Raw genomic sequence first — 18211 nt, forward strand, 5'->3', positions numbered from 1 at the left:
TTGGAGGTACTCAGGCGGCCTGATTATCAAATCACGGAGAAAGAATTGCTGGCGGCCTGGGTATTATTCGCCAATCAGTTGCTCAAATATGGCTATGCTATGGCTGATTTATGAGGGGATCCTTCAGGGTTCTGTGCTCGAATCGATATTGACTGCTCGTTTAGCAGCATCTAAATTCCTTGAAACAAATTTAGATGCCGATTTACAGCAGGCGCTGATGGCTATTGATTTAGCTAAGGGAGAGCGTCTTTCTGCCTTAAAAACTGTGGCAATAGATCTAGATGCACAATCAAAATTATTACAATTTACCAGCAGCATTGACAATTATGCGTCTTCGTTAAAGTCAGTTTATAGCACTATTAGCGAAAGAAACGATATTGTGCAAAATCAACTCGACCGTATCGGTGCTGATGTTGCGCGCCAAACTGAAGATATCAAATTAACCATCCAAAAAAGGCAAGATGCCCTTGGTCCTATTGTTAAAGCACAGAATGAGCAGACCCTTACCACTGTTATTAGTGTATCTATCGCCGCTATTTTGATCGGCATTTTCTTGGCATGGTTTTTAGTGAAGTTAATTAAAAAACCGTTGGGCGGAGAACCTCGTGATATGGAAACGATTGCGCGCGCAATCGCTAACGGAGACTTAACGGTAGAGCTAAAACAGCGTGAAAATGCGACGGGGGTTTATAAGGCGATGATTGATATGATTGATAGTCTTACTTCTGTGATTGCTCAGGTTCGAAGTGGTGCAGATAATTTGTCTAGTGCTTCTTCACAGGTCAGTAGTACCGCTCAAAGTCTAAGCCAAGGAGCAACAGAGCAGGCTGCTAGTGTCGAAGAGACGACCAGTGCCGTTGAAGAGTTAAATGCATCTGTCCAGCAGAACTCCGAAAATGCTAGGGTTACCAATAATATGGCAACGGTAGCCGCTGAAGAAGCACGACAAGGTGGAATAGCGGTAGAACAAACCGTTGCCGCAATGAAACAGATTGCGGCGAAAATTAGCCTAATAGAAGACATTGCATATAAAACTAATCTATTAAGTCTCAATGCGGCCATTGAGGCGGCCCGTGCTGGTGAACATGGTAAAGGCTTTACCGTTGTCGCCTCCGAGGTTAGAAAATTAGCTGAAAACAGCAGCTTAACGGCACAAGAAATTAATAAACTAGCCAGTGAAAGTGTTGGTATTGCTGAAAATGCTGGCCGTTTGATCGCTAATATTGTGCCTAATATCCAAAAAACATCTGATTTGGTTCAGGAAATTAGTTCCTCCTCTGAGGAACAAGCTATTGGGATCAGCCAGATTAATGACTCTATGTTACAGCTTGATAAAGCCACACAGCAGAATGCATCTGCGTCAGAAGAGTTAGCCGCGACATCAGAGGAGTTAAACGGTCAGGCTAATCAACTACTTGACGCAGTAGAGTTTTTTAAACTTGCCATCAGTAGTGAAAGATCTCATCAAGGTAAATCAACAGTAATGGCAGCTTCTGGGCGTAAGACAGCCAAAGCTAAGCAACATGTTGAACGTACCGATTTCGAACGATTCTGATAGGGGCCTATCATGAATCAATTAGTGAATGAGATAAAGGCCAATTCAGTGGGAGATATTACCCAATATCTTACCTTTCAGTCAGGGAATGATACCTTTGCAATTGGTATTTTAGATGTAAAAGAGATCATTGAAATTGAAGGCATTACGCGGGTGCCTATGATGCCAGAATTTTTGTGCGGTATTATTAATTTACGAGGTAAGGTCGTTCCTGTTATTGATTTGTCAAAAAGGCTAGGGCGTCTGACAACGGTCATCTCAAAAAAAAGTTGTATTGTATTGGTAGAAGTCAGTCACGAAGATGAGCAGCAAACCATTGGGATGTTAGTGGATGAAGTGAATGAAATCCTTGAAATTGATGATGAACATACACAGCCGCCACCGGATTTTGGTGCCGATCTCAGAGTTGACTTCATTCGCGCAATGGGGCGAGTTGGCGAACATTTTATGATATTACTTGATATCAATTATGTGCTGTCGGTGGCCGACATTAGTGCAATTAGCCAACTCAATTTTCATGCAGCTGATGCCACTGATGAAGCACTATGAAGTCCTCACCGTTGCAGCTTGAACATACCGCCTTAACGCAAAGGGAATTTGAACATATCCGGCAATTTTTGTATGAGGAGGCCGGTATATTCTTGAGCGACATTAAAAAATCATTGGTGGCTAGTCGATTATGTCGACGCCTAAAAGAAACCGGTTATGAAAACTATGGAGATTACTTTGAGTTCGTCAAAAAACACTCTGAACATATTGAATATCATCATTTTATAGATGCTTTGACGACCAATGAAACGTTCTTTTTTCGTGAAATAGAGCATTTTGAATTTGTTAAACACCTAATAAAAACACATCCACAAAAAAAAAGCTGGCAGGTATGGTCAGCAGCTTGTTCATCTGGAGAGGAGGCTTACAGCTTAGCCATGCTGTTGGCGGATCATTTAGGGATTGATGGTCACTGGCAAGTGCAGGGGTCTGATATTAGCCAGCGGGTGCTAGCGAAGGCTGAAATGGCACATTATCCCCTTGAACGTAATGACGCCATCGGCTTTGAGAGATTACAGAAGTATTGCTTAAAGGGGGTGGGTAAGCAAAACGGTACATTTTTAATTGACCAAAGCTTAAAGAGTAAAGTTAGCTTTTTTGCGATGAATCTGACTCAATCCTGTGAAAGTGTCGGGATGTGCGACTTAATCTTTATTCGTAATGTAATGATTTATTTTGATGCTGAGTCTAAGCAAAGGGTCATAAACCATGTAATAAAGCAGTTGAAAGTCGGTGGTTATTTGTTTATTTCACATACCGAATCCTTGATGCACGTAAAACATGGGTTAAAGCAGATTAAACCTTCTATCTATCAAAGGATTTGATGTGGAAAAGATAGCCTTAAATCAAAGAACAGTAATCATGATTGGCCCTGGTGAGCATTATGTGACGGCGAAAAACGAAGTCATAAAGACATTATTGGGCTCATGTGTGGCAGTATGTTTATTTGATCCCAAGGCTCAGGTCATTGGAATGAATCACTTTTTATTGGCTGCTGATCGGCGCAAGCTTACACATTTTCTTGATTCTCGCGCAGGTTACTATGGTGTTCATGCCATGGAGATCTTAATCAATGCCATGCTAAAGTTAGGAGCACAGCGGCAATATTTGCAGAGTAAAATATTTGGAGGCGCGAATGTTTTATCTTTGTGTGCTGACAATATCCTTAATCACTATGATATTGGCGGGATGAATATTGATTTTGTTAGACAGTTTCTACAACGTGAACGAATCCCTGTTATTAGTGAAGATCTTGGAGGCCATTCTGGTCGAATAATTTATTTCGATCCGTCGGATTATTCGGTGTATCGCAGTTTAATCGAGAATAAATATGAAGAAATTGCGTCACTTCAGGATGAAGAATACCGATATTTTAATAAAGCGAGTGAAGATATGCGTACCTCTAATAACTCGGTGGTGATTTGGTCGGATTAACAAGACTTAAGGGGGCTTTGTGATTAATGTCGCCATAGTCGATGACTCAGCAGTTGTCAGACAAGTGATCAGCAGCATGTTAGCTAACCAGCCTGATATTACCTTATTAGGCTGTGCTCGGGATCCGTTGTTTGCGCTTAAATTATTTGAACAGCAATGGCCCGATGTCATTATTCTTGATATTGAAATGCCAAGAATGGATGGCATTACTTTCTTAAAAAAAGTGATGGCTGAAAGGCCAACCCCTGTCGTGATTTGCTCAACACTCACTGAGCAAGGTGCTTCAGTGACTATTGCTGCACTTGCCGCGGGAGCGGTTGATATCATTACTAAACCTAAATTAGGATTGAAGGGATTTTTGGAGGAATCACAAGCCCGTTTACTCCAGTCCGTGCGTGCTGCAGCTAAAGCATCAGTATCAAAATTGCGTGTTAATACCCCCACAAAAATGCCTGTCGCCGCGAAACATAACGCCGATGTAGTGTTAACATCAACAAACCATGCGCTACACCAAACCACGGATCGGGTTGTTGCACTCGGAACTTCAACGGGTGGAACCCATGCACTTGAGTGCGTGTTAACGGCATTGCCACGTACAAGTGCCGGTATTGTTGTTGTCCAACATATGCCAGAGCATTTTACGGCGGCCTTTGCTAGTAGGTTAAATAGTTTATGTGAAATGGAAGTGAAAGAAGCCGAAGATAACGATAGAGTGATGCCGGGTCTTGTGCTCATTGCTAACGGCGGCAAGCACATGCTGCTACAACGTAGTGGTGCTCAATATCGTGTTCAGCTTAAGGACGGACCGTTGGTCAGTCGGCATCGCCCCTCGGTTGATGTGTTGTTTCGTTCAGTCGCTAATGCTGCGGGTAAAAATGCCCTAGGCATAATTATGACTGGTATGGGGGACGATGGTGCTCGGGGTTTGCTAGATATGCATCATGCTGGAGCCACAACATTGGCACAGGATGAAGCCAGTTGTGTGGTTTATGGTATGCCAAAAGAGGCTGTGAAGCTCGGCGCAGTCAGTCGGCAGGTTGCTTTAAGCAATATTGCTGAGGAAATTATTGCATTTACCAAAGAATAAAAAAGCCAGTGCGGACACTGGCTTTCTCTGACGAAAAAAGGCGGTTATACGCGCTTTTTAAATTCGCCAGTACGGGTATCGATTTCAATCTTGTCGCCAACTTTCACAAAGTCAGCCACGCTGATAGTGCCGCCACCAGTGATAGTTGCTGGCTTCATTACTTTACCTGAAGTATCGCCACGAGCTGATGGCTCAGTGTAGATCACTTCACGTACGATAGTGGTTGGCATTTCTACAGAAATTGCTTTGCCTTCGTAGAAAGTCACTTGGCAAGTTTCTTCCATACCGTCAACGATGTAAGCTGCTGCATCACCTAAGTTTTCAGCTTCTACGTCGTATTGGTTGTATTCTGCATCCATGAATACATACATAGGATCAGCAAAGTAAGAATAAGTACAATCCAGACGATCTAGGATAATATCGTCTAACTTATCTTCACCTTTAAAAGTGGTTTCAGTACCAGAGTTAAGCAGTAAGTTTTTCAGCTTTAACTTAACGATGGCAGCGTTACGGCCAGAACGAGTTGTTTCTGTTTTCTGTACAACCCATGGGCTGCCTTCAAACATGATCACGTTACCAGGACGGATTTCATGAGCAGTTTTCATTACACAATTTCCTATATGTCGATTTTCTATATCAGCGCAGCATCTTAGCTTTTTTTCACAAATTGGACTAGCCGAGTTGCAAGATCTGCAGCATTTATTGCGTCAATTGGCCATTCTTTAGCATGTTGTAAGAGTGGCAAACAGACTGGATTTAGGTTTTGCCAGTGAGTTTTCACGGCGGATTGCTCTCCTTGGTTAAATGCAACGTTCAATTTAGACCAAGTGTCAGCAATATCAGGGGGCAGATTATCGCAGTAAAGTCGAATAAAAGCTTCTAATTTTATTAGATGATAATCATCTTCTTGCGGATAAATATGCCAAATAAAAGGTTTTGCCGCCCATTGGGCCCGTAAGAAGCTATCTTCACCGCGGACAATATTAACGTCGCAGCTCCATAGCAGGCGGTCAAATCCCTGTTGATCGGTCATCGGCAAGATATGCAGGGTTAAATTCCCCAGTTTAATTTGCTGCCCAGGTATTAATTCCTCTATAGGGCAGGGCAATATGTGCTGCAAACTGTTTAAGCTGCGGCCTTTGGGGATAAGGGCGTGAATTTTTCCATCGCGTTTGGCCGTGGCTTGCCAGAGTTCACATATGGCAGGGAGCGACTCGGTTTCATAACTAAAGACGCTATAGACAGTATCTTGCGCTTCAATATCCTTAAGACCAAGACGCTCAAATAATTGCAGCTTATTGGCGCTATCCTGTTGCCATGAATCGCGCTCGGCAAATAGCTCCCGCTCACAAATCAGTCCACCCGTCTTAGGTGTAAAGCCCGGGAAAAAGAAATACTTTCTAATGCCGCTTGCCTGCATCGAGGGTAAACCATGGCAGCCATCGACCCAATCTTCAGCGCTTAAATACTCTAAATTAAGCCATAAAGGCACAGATTTTGGTGTTTTAATATGCAGTTCAGCAAGTTGTTGCTTCACTACATCGGGTAATTCGCAGGCGAAGGCTTCAATTAACACTTCGCCTGGCTCATATACCAAAGGTAAGGGCGTAGTCCAATGAAGGATAGTCACGCCATGAAAAATCTGGCAAGTGAGGTTAGAGTCAAGGGCCGGTAAAATATGCGAAAAACTGTTTAAGTCATCGACCCAAAGCTTAATAGGGATCTGATATTCATTGACTAACTGTTTGGCTAAACGCCAAGTAACGCCAATATCACCGTAGTTATCGACGACAGTACAGAAGATATCCCAGTGGGGATGTTGGGGAGCTACCATTGGAAATATCGCTTTAATTTACGTGGAGAACAAATGTAAAAAAAGCGGCATTGGGCCACTTTTTTTACACAGCTCACTCGATGAAACTAGGCTTAGTCTTCGAGTTCTGCTAAACACATTTCTTCGTAGATTTGTTTGACCCAAGCATCAACACGCTCTTCGGTCAGCTCTGGTTGACGGTCTTCGTCAATCCCTAAACCGATGAAGTGATCGTCATCCACTAAGCCTTTAGAAGCTTCGAAGTTGTAACCTGCAGTAGGCCAATGTCCAATGATAATACCACCACGGGCTTGAACGATATCGCCAATCATGCCCATGGCATCGAGGAAATATTCCGCGTAGTCTTCTTGATCACCACAACCGAAAATAGCAACCAGTTTGTCTGTAAAATCAATCTGTTCTAACTCAGGAAAAAAGTCATCCCAGTCACACTGTGCTTCACCATAATACCAGGTTGGGATACCGAACAGCAGCAGGTCGTATTCTGCGATCTGTTCTTTGGTACTTTTGGCGATATCTTTCACCTCAACCATTTTCTTACCCAGTTTCTTCTGGATCATCTTGGCGACAGCTTCGGTGTTGCCTGTGTCGCTACCGAAAAAAAGACCTACAGTTGCCATTGTCTATCCTTTATGTCTAGTTCACTTATACGTTAATCTTGCTGCTATCGATTGCTCAGCATTCTATTTTTTGCTGAAGAATTAATTCGATTAACTGGCTTCGGCTGATGTTACTGGCCAATGCCCGCTCATTCAAGGCGTCATATAAATCTTGTGACACCTTTAACTCTATTCGCTTTAATCCTTTGGCTTTATCCCGCTGGATCTGGTTGCGCTTATTGACCTTAAGTTGCTGGCTACGGGACAAAGGATTGCTACGTGGGCGTCCCCGTCGCTTTTCATTGGCAAAAAGGTCAATGGTCGTTCTATCTGTTGCTTCTTTTGCCATGTTCTTATTGTTTAACCGATGCCTGAACCTTCCCAAGACATCTGGATAATACCTTTTGCAATAAACCCGGCGCAGCCGAGAAATAACACTAACCAAACAATAAATCGACCGAATTTCGGTACGTTACCTTGTTTTAGCACATCGTGGATGGCCATGCCGATAAAGAAAAATATCGCGGCAAAAAACAGGTTCAAGCCGATGGTCTCAATTTGTTCCATGTACTGAGATAACATACTTTCTTAGTCCTCTAGAGTGTTCTAAGGCTAAAAGAGGCGCGAATATATCACATCAACAAGGTGTCGGCTATATGATTTAGGTCGAGAATCGTTGTCATTTACACCGTGTGTTTGTCAATAAATTCAGACACAATCCGGTTAAAAATGGTAGGTTTTTGCGCATGTAACCAATGGCCACACCCTTCAAGGGTTTTTGCTTGTGCCAATGGGAATTGTGTCATGATGGCATTTCTATGTTCACCAGTGACATAGTTTGAGTCTCCTCCGCGGATAAAGAGGCTGGGGCCGTGGTAAGTTTGGCGCTTTTCTTCTACAAGATTATGCCAACCAATAATATTGGGATAACACGCTTTTAAGCCGCTTAAATTCATTTTCCAACGAAAGCCTGTCTCAGTCCGTTGCAAATTTTTGAGAAGAAATTGGGCTGTCGCTTCATCAATGCCGCTATGGGTTAAATGGGCCAAGGCAAAACGGCGATCGGTGTGGCCTTCAAGTGGCAAACTTTCGAGTGCGGCAAATACCGCATCATGGCGTGGCTGATAAGCAACTGGGGCAATATCAGCGGCAACCATGCTGATGATGCGTTCTGGATAGGCTAGGGCCGTTGCCATGGCAATTTTCCCACCCATGGAATGTCCCATAATATGCACGCGCTCAAGCTTGAGATCATCGAGTAAATCCACCATCGCTTTCGCTAAGCTTGGGTAATCCATCTGTTGCCAATGTTCACTTAAGCCGTGATTAGGTACATCAACGCGGATGACTTGATGATGGGTTTCGATAACTTGACCTAAGCCTTTAAGATTATCTAAATTGCCAAAGAGACCATGGATAAGGAGGACAGCTTCTCCTTGACCAGAAGATACAAAATTCATGGAATAGCCTGTGCTATGGTACCTAACGTTGCGCGAATTGTGCCTTCAATGCGTTAAGTTTGACAAGTCTTGTGGCGGTTTTGAAATTAAGAACCTTCAACTTGCTGGCTTTTTCAGCGATTAACATCGTTGTGCTAATTTGATGTGCGATTTCACGCATTTTTAGATTAATGATGCTTTATCAGATTGATAGAGATAGATACACTGAGGCAACGATCGCACAGATCCTTTGCTAGGATCGCCTGTGGTGCACTTTTTCGGTAAGCCTATCGAATAACAAAGGATAATAAGGTTATGAAATACATCGAAGTGGATGAAGAGCTCTATCGTCATATTGCCAGCAAAACGGAACGTATTGGTGAGAGTGCCTCTGATATTCTCCGTCGATTACTCGGCCTGTCCGTCGATGCGGTTGAACAGTCACAGCCACAGTCGATCAGCCAACCGAGTTTAGAGGTGGTAACGCCTGAGCCACAGAGCGTTCCGCAAGTAGAAAGCTTCGAGTCTGTCATCGATTTTAATCAATTGGTTGATGAACATAAGTTAGAACAACAAAAAGGCGCGGTGGGCCGCTTCTTATTTTTGCTCGAGAGCTTGTATCAACTTAACAAAGCCCAGTTTTCGCAAATTTTACAGATCCAAGGGCGCGATCGTCTCTACTTTGCGCGCTCTCGTGAGGAGTTACTCAAGGCTAGCGCCACCGCAAATCCGAAGGAAATCGGTAATACCGGATTTTGGGTAACGACCAACAACAATACTGCAAAAAAACGGACAATTTTAGCCGAGGCCTTGGTGCAATTGGGCTGTGATGCCCAAATCGCCAACGGCATTGCCGAACGCGTATAACGACTTATCGACGCCGCAATGATGCGGCGTTTCCATTTAATAACCGATTTTCCAGTAGGAGAGGATCAGGTGGCAATACATCAACGGGCAGGACAAACCGCGAGTCAGACGGATCTGGTGAATATTCCAAAGCTGATGAGCCATTATTACAGCATCAAACCCAATGTGGATGCTGCCGAGCAGCGTGTGACATTCGGGACCTCAGGCCATCGCGGAACTGCATTTCAAGGGAGCTTTAACCAAGACCATATTTGGGCGATTACCCAAGCCGTTGTCGATTATCGCCAATCGGTGAATATCGAAGGCCCGCTGTTTTTAGGTATCGATACCCACGCTTTATCTTATGCGGCTTACGTGTCGGCGATTGAAGTGTTAGCGGCCAATAAGGTGACTGTGCATATCCAGCAACATGATGGTTTTACGCCAACGCCTGTGGTGTCACATGCGATTATTTGTGCAAATCGCGAGGCGGCACTAAGTGGTGCCGCGTTAAGCGATGGTTTGATTATTACGCCATCCCACAATCCACCGCAGGATGGTGGGATTAAATACAATCCACCCCATGGTGGCCCTGCTGAAGGTAATATCACTGCGTGGATTGAGTCCCGCGCAAATGATTACCTGCGCGCAGCGCTCAAGGGCGTTAATAAGCTCGCTTATGCAGATGCATTGGCTTCGGGTTATGTGCATGCCATCGATTTGATCTCCCCATATGTCGCGGATTTAGTCAATGTGGTCGATATGCATGCTATCGCTAAGGCTAAACTTAAGCTGGGTGTCGATCCATTAGGCGGCTCCGGTATTCATTATTGGGCACCGATTGCCAAGCACTATGGCATTGATATCACTTTAGTTAACGATAAGGTCGATCCAAGCTTCAGCTTTATGTCATTGGATAAGGACGGCAAGATCCGCATGGATTGCTCTTCTCCCTATGCGATGGCAGGTTTACTGGCCCATAAAGAATCCTTCGATTTATGTGTGGGTAACGATCCTGACTACGATAGACACGGCATCGTGTGTCCGGGCACCGGGCTGATGGACCCCAACCACTATTTAGCAGTAGCGATTGATTATCTGCTAACCCACAGACCAGAGTGGAGCGATAGCTTAGCCATTGGTAAGACATTGGTATCGAGCGCGCTTATCGATAAAATCTGTGCCTTCCATGGCAAAAAATTACTCGAAGTCCCCGTTGGCTTTAAGTGGTTTGTCGATGGATTAGCTGAGGCAACCATTGCCTTTGGCGGTGAGGAGAGTGCGGGCGCCGCGTTCCTGCGCCGTGATGGCACGACTTGGTGTACTGACAAGGACGGTTTTATTTTAGTGCTGCTCGCAGCCGAAATGCTTGCGGTCACAGGTAAAACGCCGGGGCAACGCCATCAAGAATTAGTGGCGCAATTTGGTCAAAGCTTCTACAAGCGTATCGACAGCCCAATTAGCCTTGAGAACAAAGCCAAATTTGCCAAGCTTAATGCCGAGACCTTAAACGCCACTACGCTGGCGGGTGAGAACATTGAGGCTGTATTGACCCATGCACCTGGCAATAATGCTTCAATTGGTGGCATTAAAGTGACCACGGCCAATGGTTGGTTTGCTGCGCGGCCATCGGGCACTGAGGCGTTATTCAAGATTTACGGTGAGAGCTTTATCAGTGAGCAACATCTTGCCGATATCATTAAGGACGCACAAGCCCTGATCGATAAGGCCCTCAGCGCCTGATTTAGCGTTTACGCATTCTTTTTACCGATAAAAAAACGCACTCATTGAAATCCTATGAGTGCGTTTTTATTTGCAGCGATTGTAAGATCAAATTATTCAGGTTTGAGCTGAATCGCTAAGCCTAGTACTCGATATGGCAACTCGGTAAGTTATTCTTATCGATATAGTTTTGATGATATTCCTCTGCCACATGGAATTGCTGTAACGGCACAATCTCAGTGACGATATGACGCAATCCCCAACGACCTGAACGGGCAAAGGCCAGTTTTGAGGCTTCTGCCGCCGCTTTTTGCTCACGATCATGGAAGAAAATGGTACTGCGGTATTGAGTACCAATATCGCCGCCCTGCATATTGAGCGTGGTCGGGTTGTGGTTTTTCCAAAACACATCCAGTAACTCGTCGTAGCTGACAATCGCAGGGTCAAATTCTACTTGCACGACTTCAGCATGGCCTGTCTTACCTTTTTTGACTTCCTCATAGGTGGTCGCTTCGTTATTGCCACCCATATAGCCGCAGGTCGCGTTGGTCACGCCGTTGACTTGTCTAAAGAAATACTCCACGCCCCAAAAACAGCCGGCACCGAAAGTTGCTAACGCCATGATAAATCCTGATAGAAGTCTAGATGGCTAAGGATTGTGATAAAACTCATGCCTAAAAGCAAGTGTGTCGACAAAATTAATCCTATGTCGACCAAATGCGGCTAAGATGCTGTTGTTTTGCCGCGAAATGCGCTTGTTTGACCAGAATGACGGAGTAACGGCCCAAAAACTTGTGTTAGTATGGATGCGCTTTTTAAGGCGGGTAGCGATAAGTGCCATGAAACAGGCAGTTATTGCCATCACTCCCGTCTTTAACACGCTATTATAAGGAGAATTCTGTGTTACAAGCTCTGTTAGATTCGAAGGATTTTCTCGCGCTGACCCTCGCTAATCCTGAAACCCTCGGAGAGGAGTTTAGTTTCGCCTTAGGGGAACATACTCGAGTCGAGGTGTGGGACACGGGCGTCATCGTTTTTGAGCCTGCACAAGCCCAAGGTAAGGATGTCATTCTCTCCTGCGGTGTCCACGGCAATGAAACCGCCCCCATCGAACTCTGCAATACCTTAATCAAACAGCTTCTCCAACAAAAAATCATCGCCAAACAACGCACGCTCTTTCTTATTGGTAACCCTTTAGCGATTAATAACGGCACTCGCATTATCGACGAGAACATGAATCGTCTGTTTAGTGGCGAGCATTCAAATCCACCGGGATTAGTGAATCCTGAGCGGGTGCGGGCGAAAAAATTAGAAGCCTATGTTGACCGCTTCTTTAAGGGCGCAGCCTCAGGGCGCCAGCGAATTCACTACGATTTACACACGGCGATGCGGGCGTCAAAACACGAAAAGTTTGCGATTTATCCCTATCGTCCCGGCCGTGCTTACAGCGCCGAGCAAATCATGTTTTTAGCGGCCAGTGGCGTCGATACTGTGTTATTTCACCATGAGCCGACAACCACCTTTAGCTATTTTTCCTCCGAGCAGTATGGCGCCGATGCCTTTACCATTGAATTAGGTAAGGTGTATCCCATGGGCCAAAACGATATGACGCGTTTTATTGCCGCCCAAGAGATGTTTATGCGCCTTATCACAGACAAACCCTTAGCGCTTGAGCCATTCTCAGCGGATAAGGTGAATCTGTATCAAGTGTGTCGGGTGATTAACAAACATTTTGATGATTTTGAATTTACCTTCGCGACCGATGTCGAAAACTTCCGAGCTTTCCCTAAAGGCTTTGTATTGGCCCGAGAGGGTGGACAGGAAATTAAAGTCGAACAGGAATTTGAAGCGATTGTCTTCCCCAATGCCAAGGTGCCCATCGGCAATCGCACTGTGATTTGCCTGATCCCTTCAGTCGCGCCAGATGTTCGCTAGTTTTGTAAAGCATTATATACATGCCCACAGGGGATTAGTTGTCGTTTGAACTGTGCCAACGGTTGATAGGTAGTTTACGTTAACGTAATGTTCATCCGGCATATTCGTATAAATTAGGCGCAGTGGTTCTTCTGCTGCGTAACGAGATAACAAGAGCACAATATGAGCAAAGCAACACTCAACACTGATACAGTGCACCGTGTCGGCTTCTTGGATAAGGTATCGCTTCACATTCCTATCCTTCGAATTCTACAAGCAGATGGCACTACCTATGAAACCGCGGTTTTGCCTGTAATAGATGAAGCCTTAGCCACCAAAATTTACGATACTTGCGTATTCACGCGGGTACTCGATGAACGTATGCTTGGCGCACAGCGTCAGGGACGGATCAGCTTCTATATGACCTGCACCGGTGAAGAAGCAGCGATCGTCGGTAGCGTGGCCGCACTTGATCAAGAAGATGTGATCCTCGCGCAATACCGTGAACATGCTGCGCTACGTTATCGCGGCTTTACCACTGAACAGTTTATGAACCAAATGTTCAGCAATGAGAAGGACTTAGGTAAAGGTCGCCAGATGCCAATCCACTATGGCAGCGCGGCGTTAAACTACCAAACCATCTCATCGCCATTGGCCACGCAAATCCCGCAAGCGACAGGTGTCGGTTATAGCCTGAAAATGCAGGGCAAACGTAATGTTGCTGTCTGTTATTTCGGTGAAGGCGCTGCGTCTGAAGGCGATTTCCATGCCGGATTGAATATGGCGGCGGTGTTAAAATGCCCCGTGATTTTCTTCTGCCGTAACAATGGTTATGCCATTTCTACCCCAACGGAAGAGCAATTTGCCGGTAACGGTATTGCCAGTCGTGGCGTGGGTTACGGCATGCACACCATTCGCGTCGACGGTAACGATATGCTGGCTGTTTTGGCCGCAACTCAACAAGCGCGTGCCTATGCGATTGAGCACAATGCCCCCGTGTTGATTGAAGCTATGACTTATCGTCTTGGCGCCCACTCATCTTCTGACGATCCTTCGGGTTATCGCTCAAAAGAAGAAGAGGCGAAATGGCAACAACACGATCCAGTCAAACGCTTTAAGTTGTGGCTGATTAATAAAGGCTGGTTAGCCGAGGCTGATGATGCCCAGCGTTACGAAAAGTACCGTGAAGAAGTGTTAGCCGCCGTTAAAGTCGCGGAAAAATTACCTATCCCTATGCTGGATGAGATTATTGAAGACGTGTACGACAAGCCAACGCCAGCGCTTAAAAAGCAACTGAGCGATCTTAAAGAACACATCAAAAAATATCCGCAATCCTATCCCAAAAGTGCAGGGAGGCTATAAGCCGTGGCAGAAATGAATATGTTACAGGCCGTCAATGAGGCCTTGTCAATCGCCATGCAAGCTGATGAGCGCATGGTGGTGTTTGGTGAAGACGTTGGCCACTTTGGCGGCGTGTTTCGCGCAACTTCTGGTTTGCAGGAAAAGTTTGGTCGCAGCCGCTGCTTTAACACGCCACTGACTGAGCAAGGTATTGCGGGTTTTGCCAACGGGTTAGCCTCTAATGGTATGACTGCCGTAGCGGAAATCCAGTTTGCTGATTACATCTTTCCAGCGTTTGACCAGATCGTAAACGAGTCGGCTAAATTCCGTTACCGCAGCGGTAATGAGTTTAATGTGGGAAGTCTAGTGTTCCGCACACCCTATGGTGGCGGTATTGCGGGCGGCCATTATCATTCACAATCGCCAGAAGCCTATTTTACCCAAACCCCAGGCTTAAAAGTGGTTGTGCCGCGTAATCCTGCTCAAGCCAAAGGTTTATTATTAGCCTCTATTCGCGATAAAAACCCGGTGGTGTTCTTCGAGCCTAAGCGTTTATACCGTGCTTCTGTGGGAGAAGTCCCTGCGGGCGATTATGAAATCGAGCTGGGTAAAGCCGAAGTGGTGCGTGAAGGGAAAGATATCACCTTAGTCGCTTGGGGCGCACAGATGGAAATCATCGAAAAAGCGGCCGACATGGCAGCAAAAGAGGGGATTTCCTGCGAAATTATCGACCTGCGTACACTCGCGCCTTGGGATGTAGATACCGTTGCCGATTCTGTGAAGAAGACAGGCCGCTTACTGATCAACCATGAAGCACCATTAACGGGTGGTTTTGCGGGTGAAATTGCGGCCACCATTCAGCAGGAGTGTTTCTTGTATTTAGAATCACCCATCAGCCGTGTATGTGGTCTAGATACCCCATATCCACTGGTCCACGAAAAAGAATATATGCCCGATGCGCTCAAAACTTTTGAAGCCATTAAGGCATCAGTGAACTTCTAGGAGTCCGGTATGATTAAAGATTTTATTTTGCCGGACATTGGTGAAGGCGTTGTCGAGTGCGAACTCGTCGAGTGGTTGGTGCAAGAGGGCGACACGATTGTGGAAGATCAGCCCATCGCCGATGTGATGACCGACAAAGCCTTAGTGCAAATTCCGGCGCCTTTTGCAGGAGTCGTGACTAAGTTGTATTACGCCAAAGGCGATATTGCTAAGGTGCATGCACCGCTGTATGCCGTGCAGGTTGAGTCTGACGAAGCTGCGCCTGTTGCTGCGTCTCAACCTGAAGCACACACATCTACTCAAGCATCTGCAAGCCAAGCCAGCGTGGCGGGTACCAGCGTCGAAGAGTTCCTGCTGCCCGATATTGGTGAAGGGATTGTTGAGTGTGAACTGGTCGAATGGTTAGTCCAAGAAGGCGATACTGTGGTGGAAGACCAACCCATCGCCGATGTGATGACTGATAAAGCCTTAGTGCAAATCCCCGCCATCAAAGCGGGCAAAATTGTCAAGTTGCACTACCGTAAGGGCCAGTTAGCGAAAGTACATGCGCCACTATTTGCGATTGAGGTTGAAGGTGGCGTTAGTGCGCCGGTCAGCCATGCACAGGAAGCAAGCGTCGGCGCTGCGAATACCGCTCCAGCAGCTTGTTCGAGTGCAAGTGTGGTGCAAGAGTCTGCTCGCCAAGGTAAAGCCTTAGCCAGCCCAGCCGTTCGCCGTATGGCACGTGCCTTAGATATCGATTTAAGTCGCGTACCTGGTAGTGGCAAACATGGCCGTGTGTATAAGGAAGACATTACTCGCTTCCAAGCACAGGGCGGCGCTGTGCCTGCCGTTGCGCCAGTGGTTGTAGCACCGACTCAATCAGGTGTGACTCAATCAACCGTCTCTAACGTCGTGGCAAGTTCTGCACGGGGTGACATTGTTGAGCCTATCCGTGGCGTGAAAGCCGTGATGGCGAAAATGATGGTCGAATCGGTATCAACCATTCCACACTTCACCTATTGCGAAGAGTTTGATTTGACAGACTTAGTCGCACTGCGTGAAAGCATGAAGGCCAAGTATTCCTCCGACGAAGTTAAGCTGACCATGATGCCATTCTTTATGAAGGCCATGTCGTTAGCCTTAACGCAGTTCCCTGTGCTTAACAGCCAAGTGAATGCCGATTGTACGGAAATCACCTACAAGGCACGTCATAACATAGGTATGGCGGTCGACTCTAAGGTGGGATTATTGGTACCAAACGTCAAGGATGTACAAGATAAGAGCATCCTTGACGTTGCGGCCGAGATCACCCGCTTAACCAATGCCGCCCGTAGCGGCCGTGTTGCGCCGGCGGATCTTAAAGACGGCACCATTTCGATTTCGAATATTGGCGCCTTAGGTGGCACAGTCGCAACACCAATTATCAATAAGCCAGAGGTGGCGATTGTTGCGCTTGGTAAGTTGCAAACCTTGCCGCGCTTTAATGCGAAAGGTGAAGTCGAAGCGCGCCAGATCATGCAAGTGAGTTGGTCTGGCGATCACCGCGTTATCGATGGCGGCACCATTGCTCGTTTCTGTAACCTTTGGAAACAATACCTTGAGCAACCGCAGGATATGCTATTAGCCATGCGTTAGTCGGCTGTCAGCCAATACTTACAGCCAATCCGGCAAAAAAGGACGCAATTTAGCGTCCTTTTTTATTCGCAGGCCATAAATGGGTTAATCTTTTGATCCCAATTACGTATAATTCGCGAACGTTGTTATCCTGATGGATTTGTTATGAGCCCCAGCCCATTTGCCCCAACAATCGAAACTATTGATTATCCGTTTCCGCCTAAGCCAATTCCTCTGTCCGATGCCGAAAAGGCGGACTACAAGGCACGTATCAAGCAGCTGCTGATTGAAAAGGATGCGGTATTGGTTGCCCATTATTATACCGACCCTGAAATTCAAGCGTTGGCTGAAGAAACTGGTGGGTGTGTTTCAGACTCACTTGAAATGGCGCGCTTTGGCCGCGATCATCCCGCAAAGACGTTAATCGTCGCTGGGGTGAAGTTTATGGGTGAAACTGCCAAAATCTTAAGCCCAGAAAAAACCATTCTGATGCCAACCTTGGAGGCGACCTGTTCATTAGACTTAGGTTGCCCCATCGATAAATTCAGCGCCTTCTGTGATGCGCACCCAGACCATACCGTGGTTGTTTACGCCAACACGTCTGCGGCGGTAAAAGCCCGTGCCGATTGGGTGGTGACCTCGAGTATTGCCCTTGAAATTGTTGAGCATTTAGACAGCGAAGGCAAAAAAATCATTTGGGGCCCAGACCGTCACTTAGGCAGCTATATTGCCAAACAAACGGGCGCCGAGATGCTGATGTGGCAGGGCGACTGTATCGTTCACGATGAGTTTAAAGCGAATGCCCTGCGTGATCTGAAAAGCGTTTATCCCGACGCAGCAATTTTGGTACACCCAGAATCACCCGCGAGTGTGGTGGCGATGGCGGATGCTGTCGGCTCCACCAGTCAGTTGATCAAAGCTGCGCAAACCATGCCTAACGAGCGTTTTATTGTCGCGACCGATCGCGGTATTTTTTACAAAATGCAACAAGCGGCGCCGGGTAAAACATTGATAGAAGCGCCTACTGGTGGTAACGGTGCCACCTGTAAGAGCTGTGCCCACTGTCCTTGGATGGCAATGAATGGCTTAAAAGCCATTGAAGCGTCATTAAGTGATAGCGACAAAACCACCCATGAGATCTTTGTTGATGAAGACTTGCGAGTGAAAGCGTTAATCCCGCTGACCCGTATGCTCGATTTCGCTAAAACGCTCAATATGAAAGTGAAGGGTAATGCCTAAGCGCTTTTAGTCGCACATCGAGTTTCAACATTAATATCCCCGCTTTGCGGGGAT

The 18211-nt window shown here is 46.2% G+C and carries 19 protein-coding genes; 12 read left to right on the top strand and 7 right to left on the bottom strand.

All coding sequences use genetic code 11. The features are described 5' to 3' along the window. The first annotated feature begins 88 nt into the window (after positions 1-88). From AEA42_RS12945 to AEA42_RS12965, 5 genes are read left to right on the top strand one after another with little or no spacing between them, the layout of a single operon-like run. Positions 89-1555 (top strand): methyl-accepting chemotaxis protein, encoded by a 1467-nt coding sequence (locus tag AEA42_RS12945; protein ID WP_231640392.1) that lies wholly within the window; start codon positions 89-91, stop codon positions 1553-1555. 12 nt (positions 1556-1567) lie between these two features. Continuing rightward, positions 1568-2104: a chemotaxis protein CheW gene (locus AEA42_RS12950; RefSeq protein WP_055647942.1), complete on the top strand. Its 537-nt coding sequence runs from the start codon at positions 1568-1570 to the stop codon at positions 2102-2104. Next, positions 2101-2928, top strand: a complete 828-nt coding sequence (locus tag AEA42_RS12955; protein WP_037429776.1) for a protein-glutamate O-methyltransferase CheR — start codon at positions 2101-2103, stop codon at positions 2926-2928. Before AEA42_RS12950 ends, AEA42_RS12955 begins: the two co-directional genes overlap by 4 nt. Position 2929: 1 nt before the next feature. Beyond that, positions 2930-3538 carry a chemotaxis protein CheD gene (locus AEA42_RS12960; RefSeq protein WP_055647943.1) on the top strand — a complete coding sequence of 203 codons (609 nt, stop codon included), beginning with the start codon at positions 2930-2932 and terminating at the stop codon, positions 3536-3538. 19 nt (positions 3539-3557) lie between these two features. After that, positions 3558-4625, top strand: coding sequence for a chemotaxis response regulator protein-glutamate methylesterase (locus AEA42_RS12965; protein WP_055647944.1), 1068 nt, complete (start codon positions 3558-3560; stop codon positions 4623-4625). 44 nt (positions 4626-4669) lie between these two features. Here the strand turns inward: AEA42_RS12965 and efp are convergent, their stop codons facing one another. From efp to AEA42_RS12995, 6 genes are all read right to left on the bottom strand, one after another. Then, the gene (gene efp, locus AEA42_RS12970; RefSeq protein ID WP_037418480.1) at positions 4670-5230 is read right to left on the bottom strand and encodes an elongation factor P; all 561 of its coding nucleotides are present in this window, start codon (positions 5228-5230) and stop codon (positions 4670-4672) included. 44 nt (positions 5231-5274) lie between these two features. Continuing rightward, positions 5275-6459, bottom strand: coding sequence for an elongation factor P maturation arginine rhamnosyltransferase EarP (gene earP / locus AEA42_RS12975; protein ID WP_055647945.1), 1185 nt, complete (start codon positions 6457-6459; stop codon positions 5275-5277). Positions 6460-6551: 92 nt separating this feature from the next. After that, entirely contained in the window at positions 6552-7079 is a 528-nt protein-coding gene (gene fldA, locus AEA42_RS12980) for a flavodoxin FldA (protein WP_023265275.1), read from the bottom strand. 55 nt (positions 7080-7134) lie between these two features. Further along, positions 7135-7407, bottom strand: a complete 273-nt coding sequence (gene ybfE / locus AEA42_RS12985; protein ID WP_011072323.1) for a LexA regulated protein — start codon at positions 7405-7407, stop codon at positions 7135-7137. 11 nt (positions 7408-7418) lie between these two features. Further along, positions 7419-7640, bottom strand: a complete 222-nt coding sequence (locus AEA42_RS12990) for a DUF2788 domain-containing protein (RefSeq protein WP_007648263.1) — start codon at positions 7638-7640, stop codon at positions 7419-7421. Between the two features lie 101 nt (positions 7641-7741). Beyond that, on the bottom strand, positions 7742-8518 hold the full coding sequence (locus AEA42_RS12995; protein ID WP_037429771.1) for an alpha/beta fold hydrolase: 777 nt from the start codon (positions 8516-8518) through the stop codon (positions 7742-7744). A gap of 294 nt (positions 8519-8812) precedes the next feature. On the opposite strand from AEA42_RS12995, the gene seqA reads away from it, so the two are divergent. Both seqA and pgm read left to right on the top strand, forming a co-directional pair. Then, on the top strand, positions 8813-9364 hold the full coding sequence (gene seqA, locus AEA42_RS13000) for a replication initiation negative regulator SeqA (RefSeq protein WP_037418499.1): 552 nt from the start codon (positions 8813-8815) through the stop codon (positions 9362-9364). Positions 9365-9433: 69 nt separating this feature from the next. Then, a complete protein-coding gene (gene pgm / locus AEA42_RS13005) occupies positions 9434-11086 on the top strand; it encodes a phosphoglucomutase (alpha-D-glucose-1,6-bisphosphate-dependent) (protein WP_037429770.1) in 1653 nt (550 codons plus the stop codon). Between the two features lie 121 nt (positions 11087-11207). On the opposite strand, the gene msrA is transcribed toward pgm, so the two are convergent. Next, the gene (gene msrA / locus AEA42_RS13010; RefSeq protein WP_037418505.1) at positions 11208-11687 is read right to left on the bottom strand and encodes a peptide-methionine (S)-S-oxide reductase MsrA; all 480 of its coding nucleotides are present in this window, start codon (positions 11685-11687) and stop codon (positions 11208-11210) included. Positions 11688-11965: 278 nt separating this feature from the next. On the opposite strand from msrA, the gene astE reads away from it, so the two are divergent. The 5 genes from astE to nadA all read left to right on the top strand — a co-directional run bounded on the left by astE (position 11966) and on the right by nadA (position 18157). Continuing rightward, entirely contained in the window at positions 11966-13000 is a 1035-nt protein-coding gene (gene astE, locus AEA42_RS13015) for a succinylglutamate desuccinylase (RefSeq protein ID WP_037429768.1), read from the top strand. 162 nt (positions 13001-13162) lie between these two features. Beyond that, positions 13163-14341 carry a thiamine pyrophosphate-dependent dehydrogenase E1 component subunit alpha gene (locus tag AEA42_RS13020; protein WP_055647946.1) on the top strand — a complete coding sequence of 393 codons (1179 nt, stop codon included), beginning with the start codon at positions 13163-13165 and terminating at the stop codon, positions 14339-14341. Between the two features lie 3 nt (positions 14342-14344). Continuing rightward, entirely contained in the window at positions 14345-15322 is a 978-nt protein-coding gene (locus AEA42_RS13025) for an alpha-ketoacid dehydrogenase subunit beta (protein WP_037418512.1), read from the top strand. 9 nt (positions 15323-15331) lie between these two features. Continuing rightward, a complete protein-coding gene (locus tag AEA42_RS13030) occupies positions 15332-16939 on the top strand; it encodes a dihydrolipoyllysine-residue acetyltransferase (RefSeq protein ID WP_055647947.1) in 1608 nt (535 codons plus the stop codon). Between the two features lie 144 nt (positions 16940-17083). Continuing rightward, positions 17084-18157, top strand: coding sequence for a quinolinate synthase NadA (gene nadA / locus AEA42_RS13035; RefSeq protein ID WP_037418516.1), 1074 nt, complete (start codon positions 17084-17086; stop codon positions 18155-18157). The last annotated feature ends 54 nt before the right edge of the window (positions 18158-18211 follow it).

The sequence above is a fragment of the Shewanella sp. Sh95 genome (genome assembly GCF_001308045.1).
Lineage (GTDB): Bacteria > Pseudomonadota > Gammaproteobacteria > Enterobacterales > Shewanellaceae > Shewanella > Shewanella xiamenensis.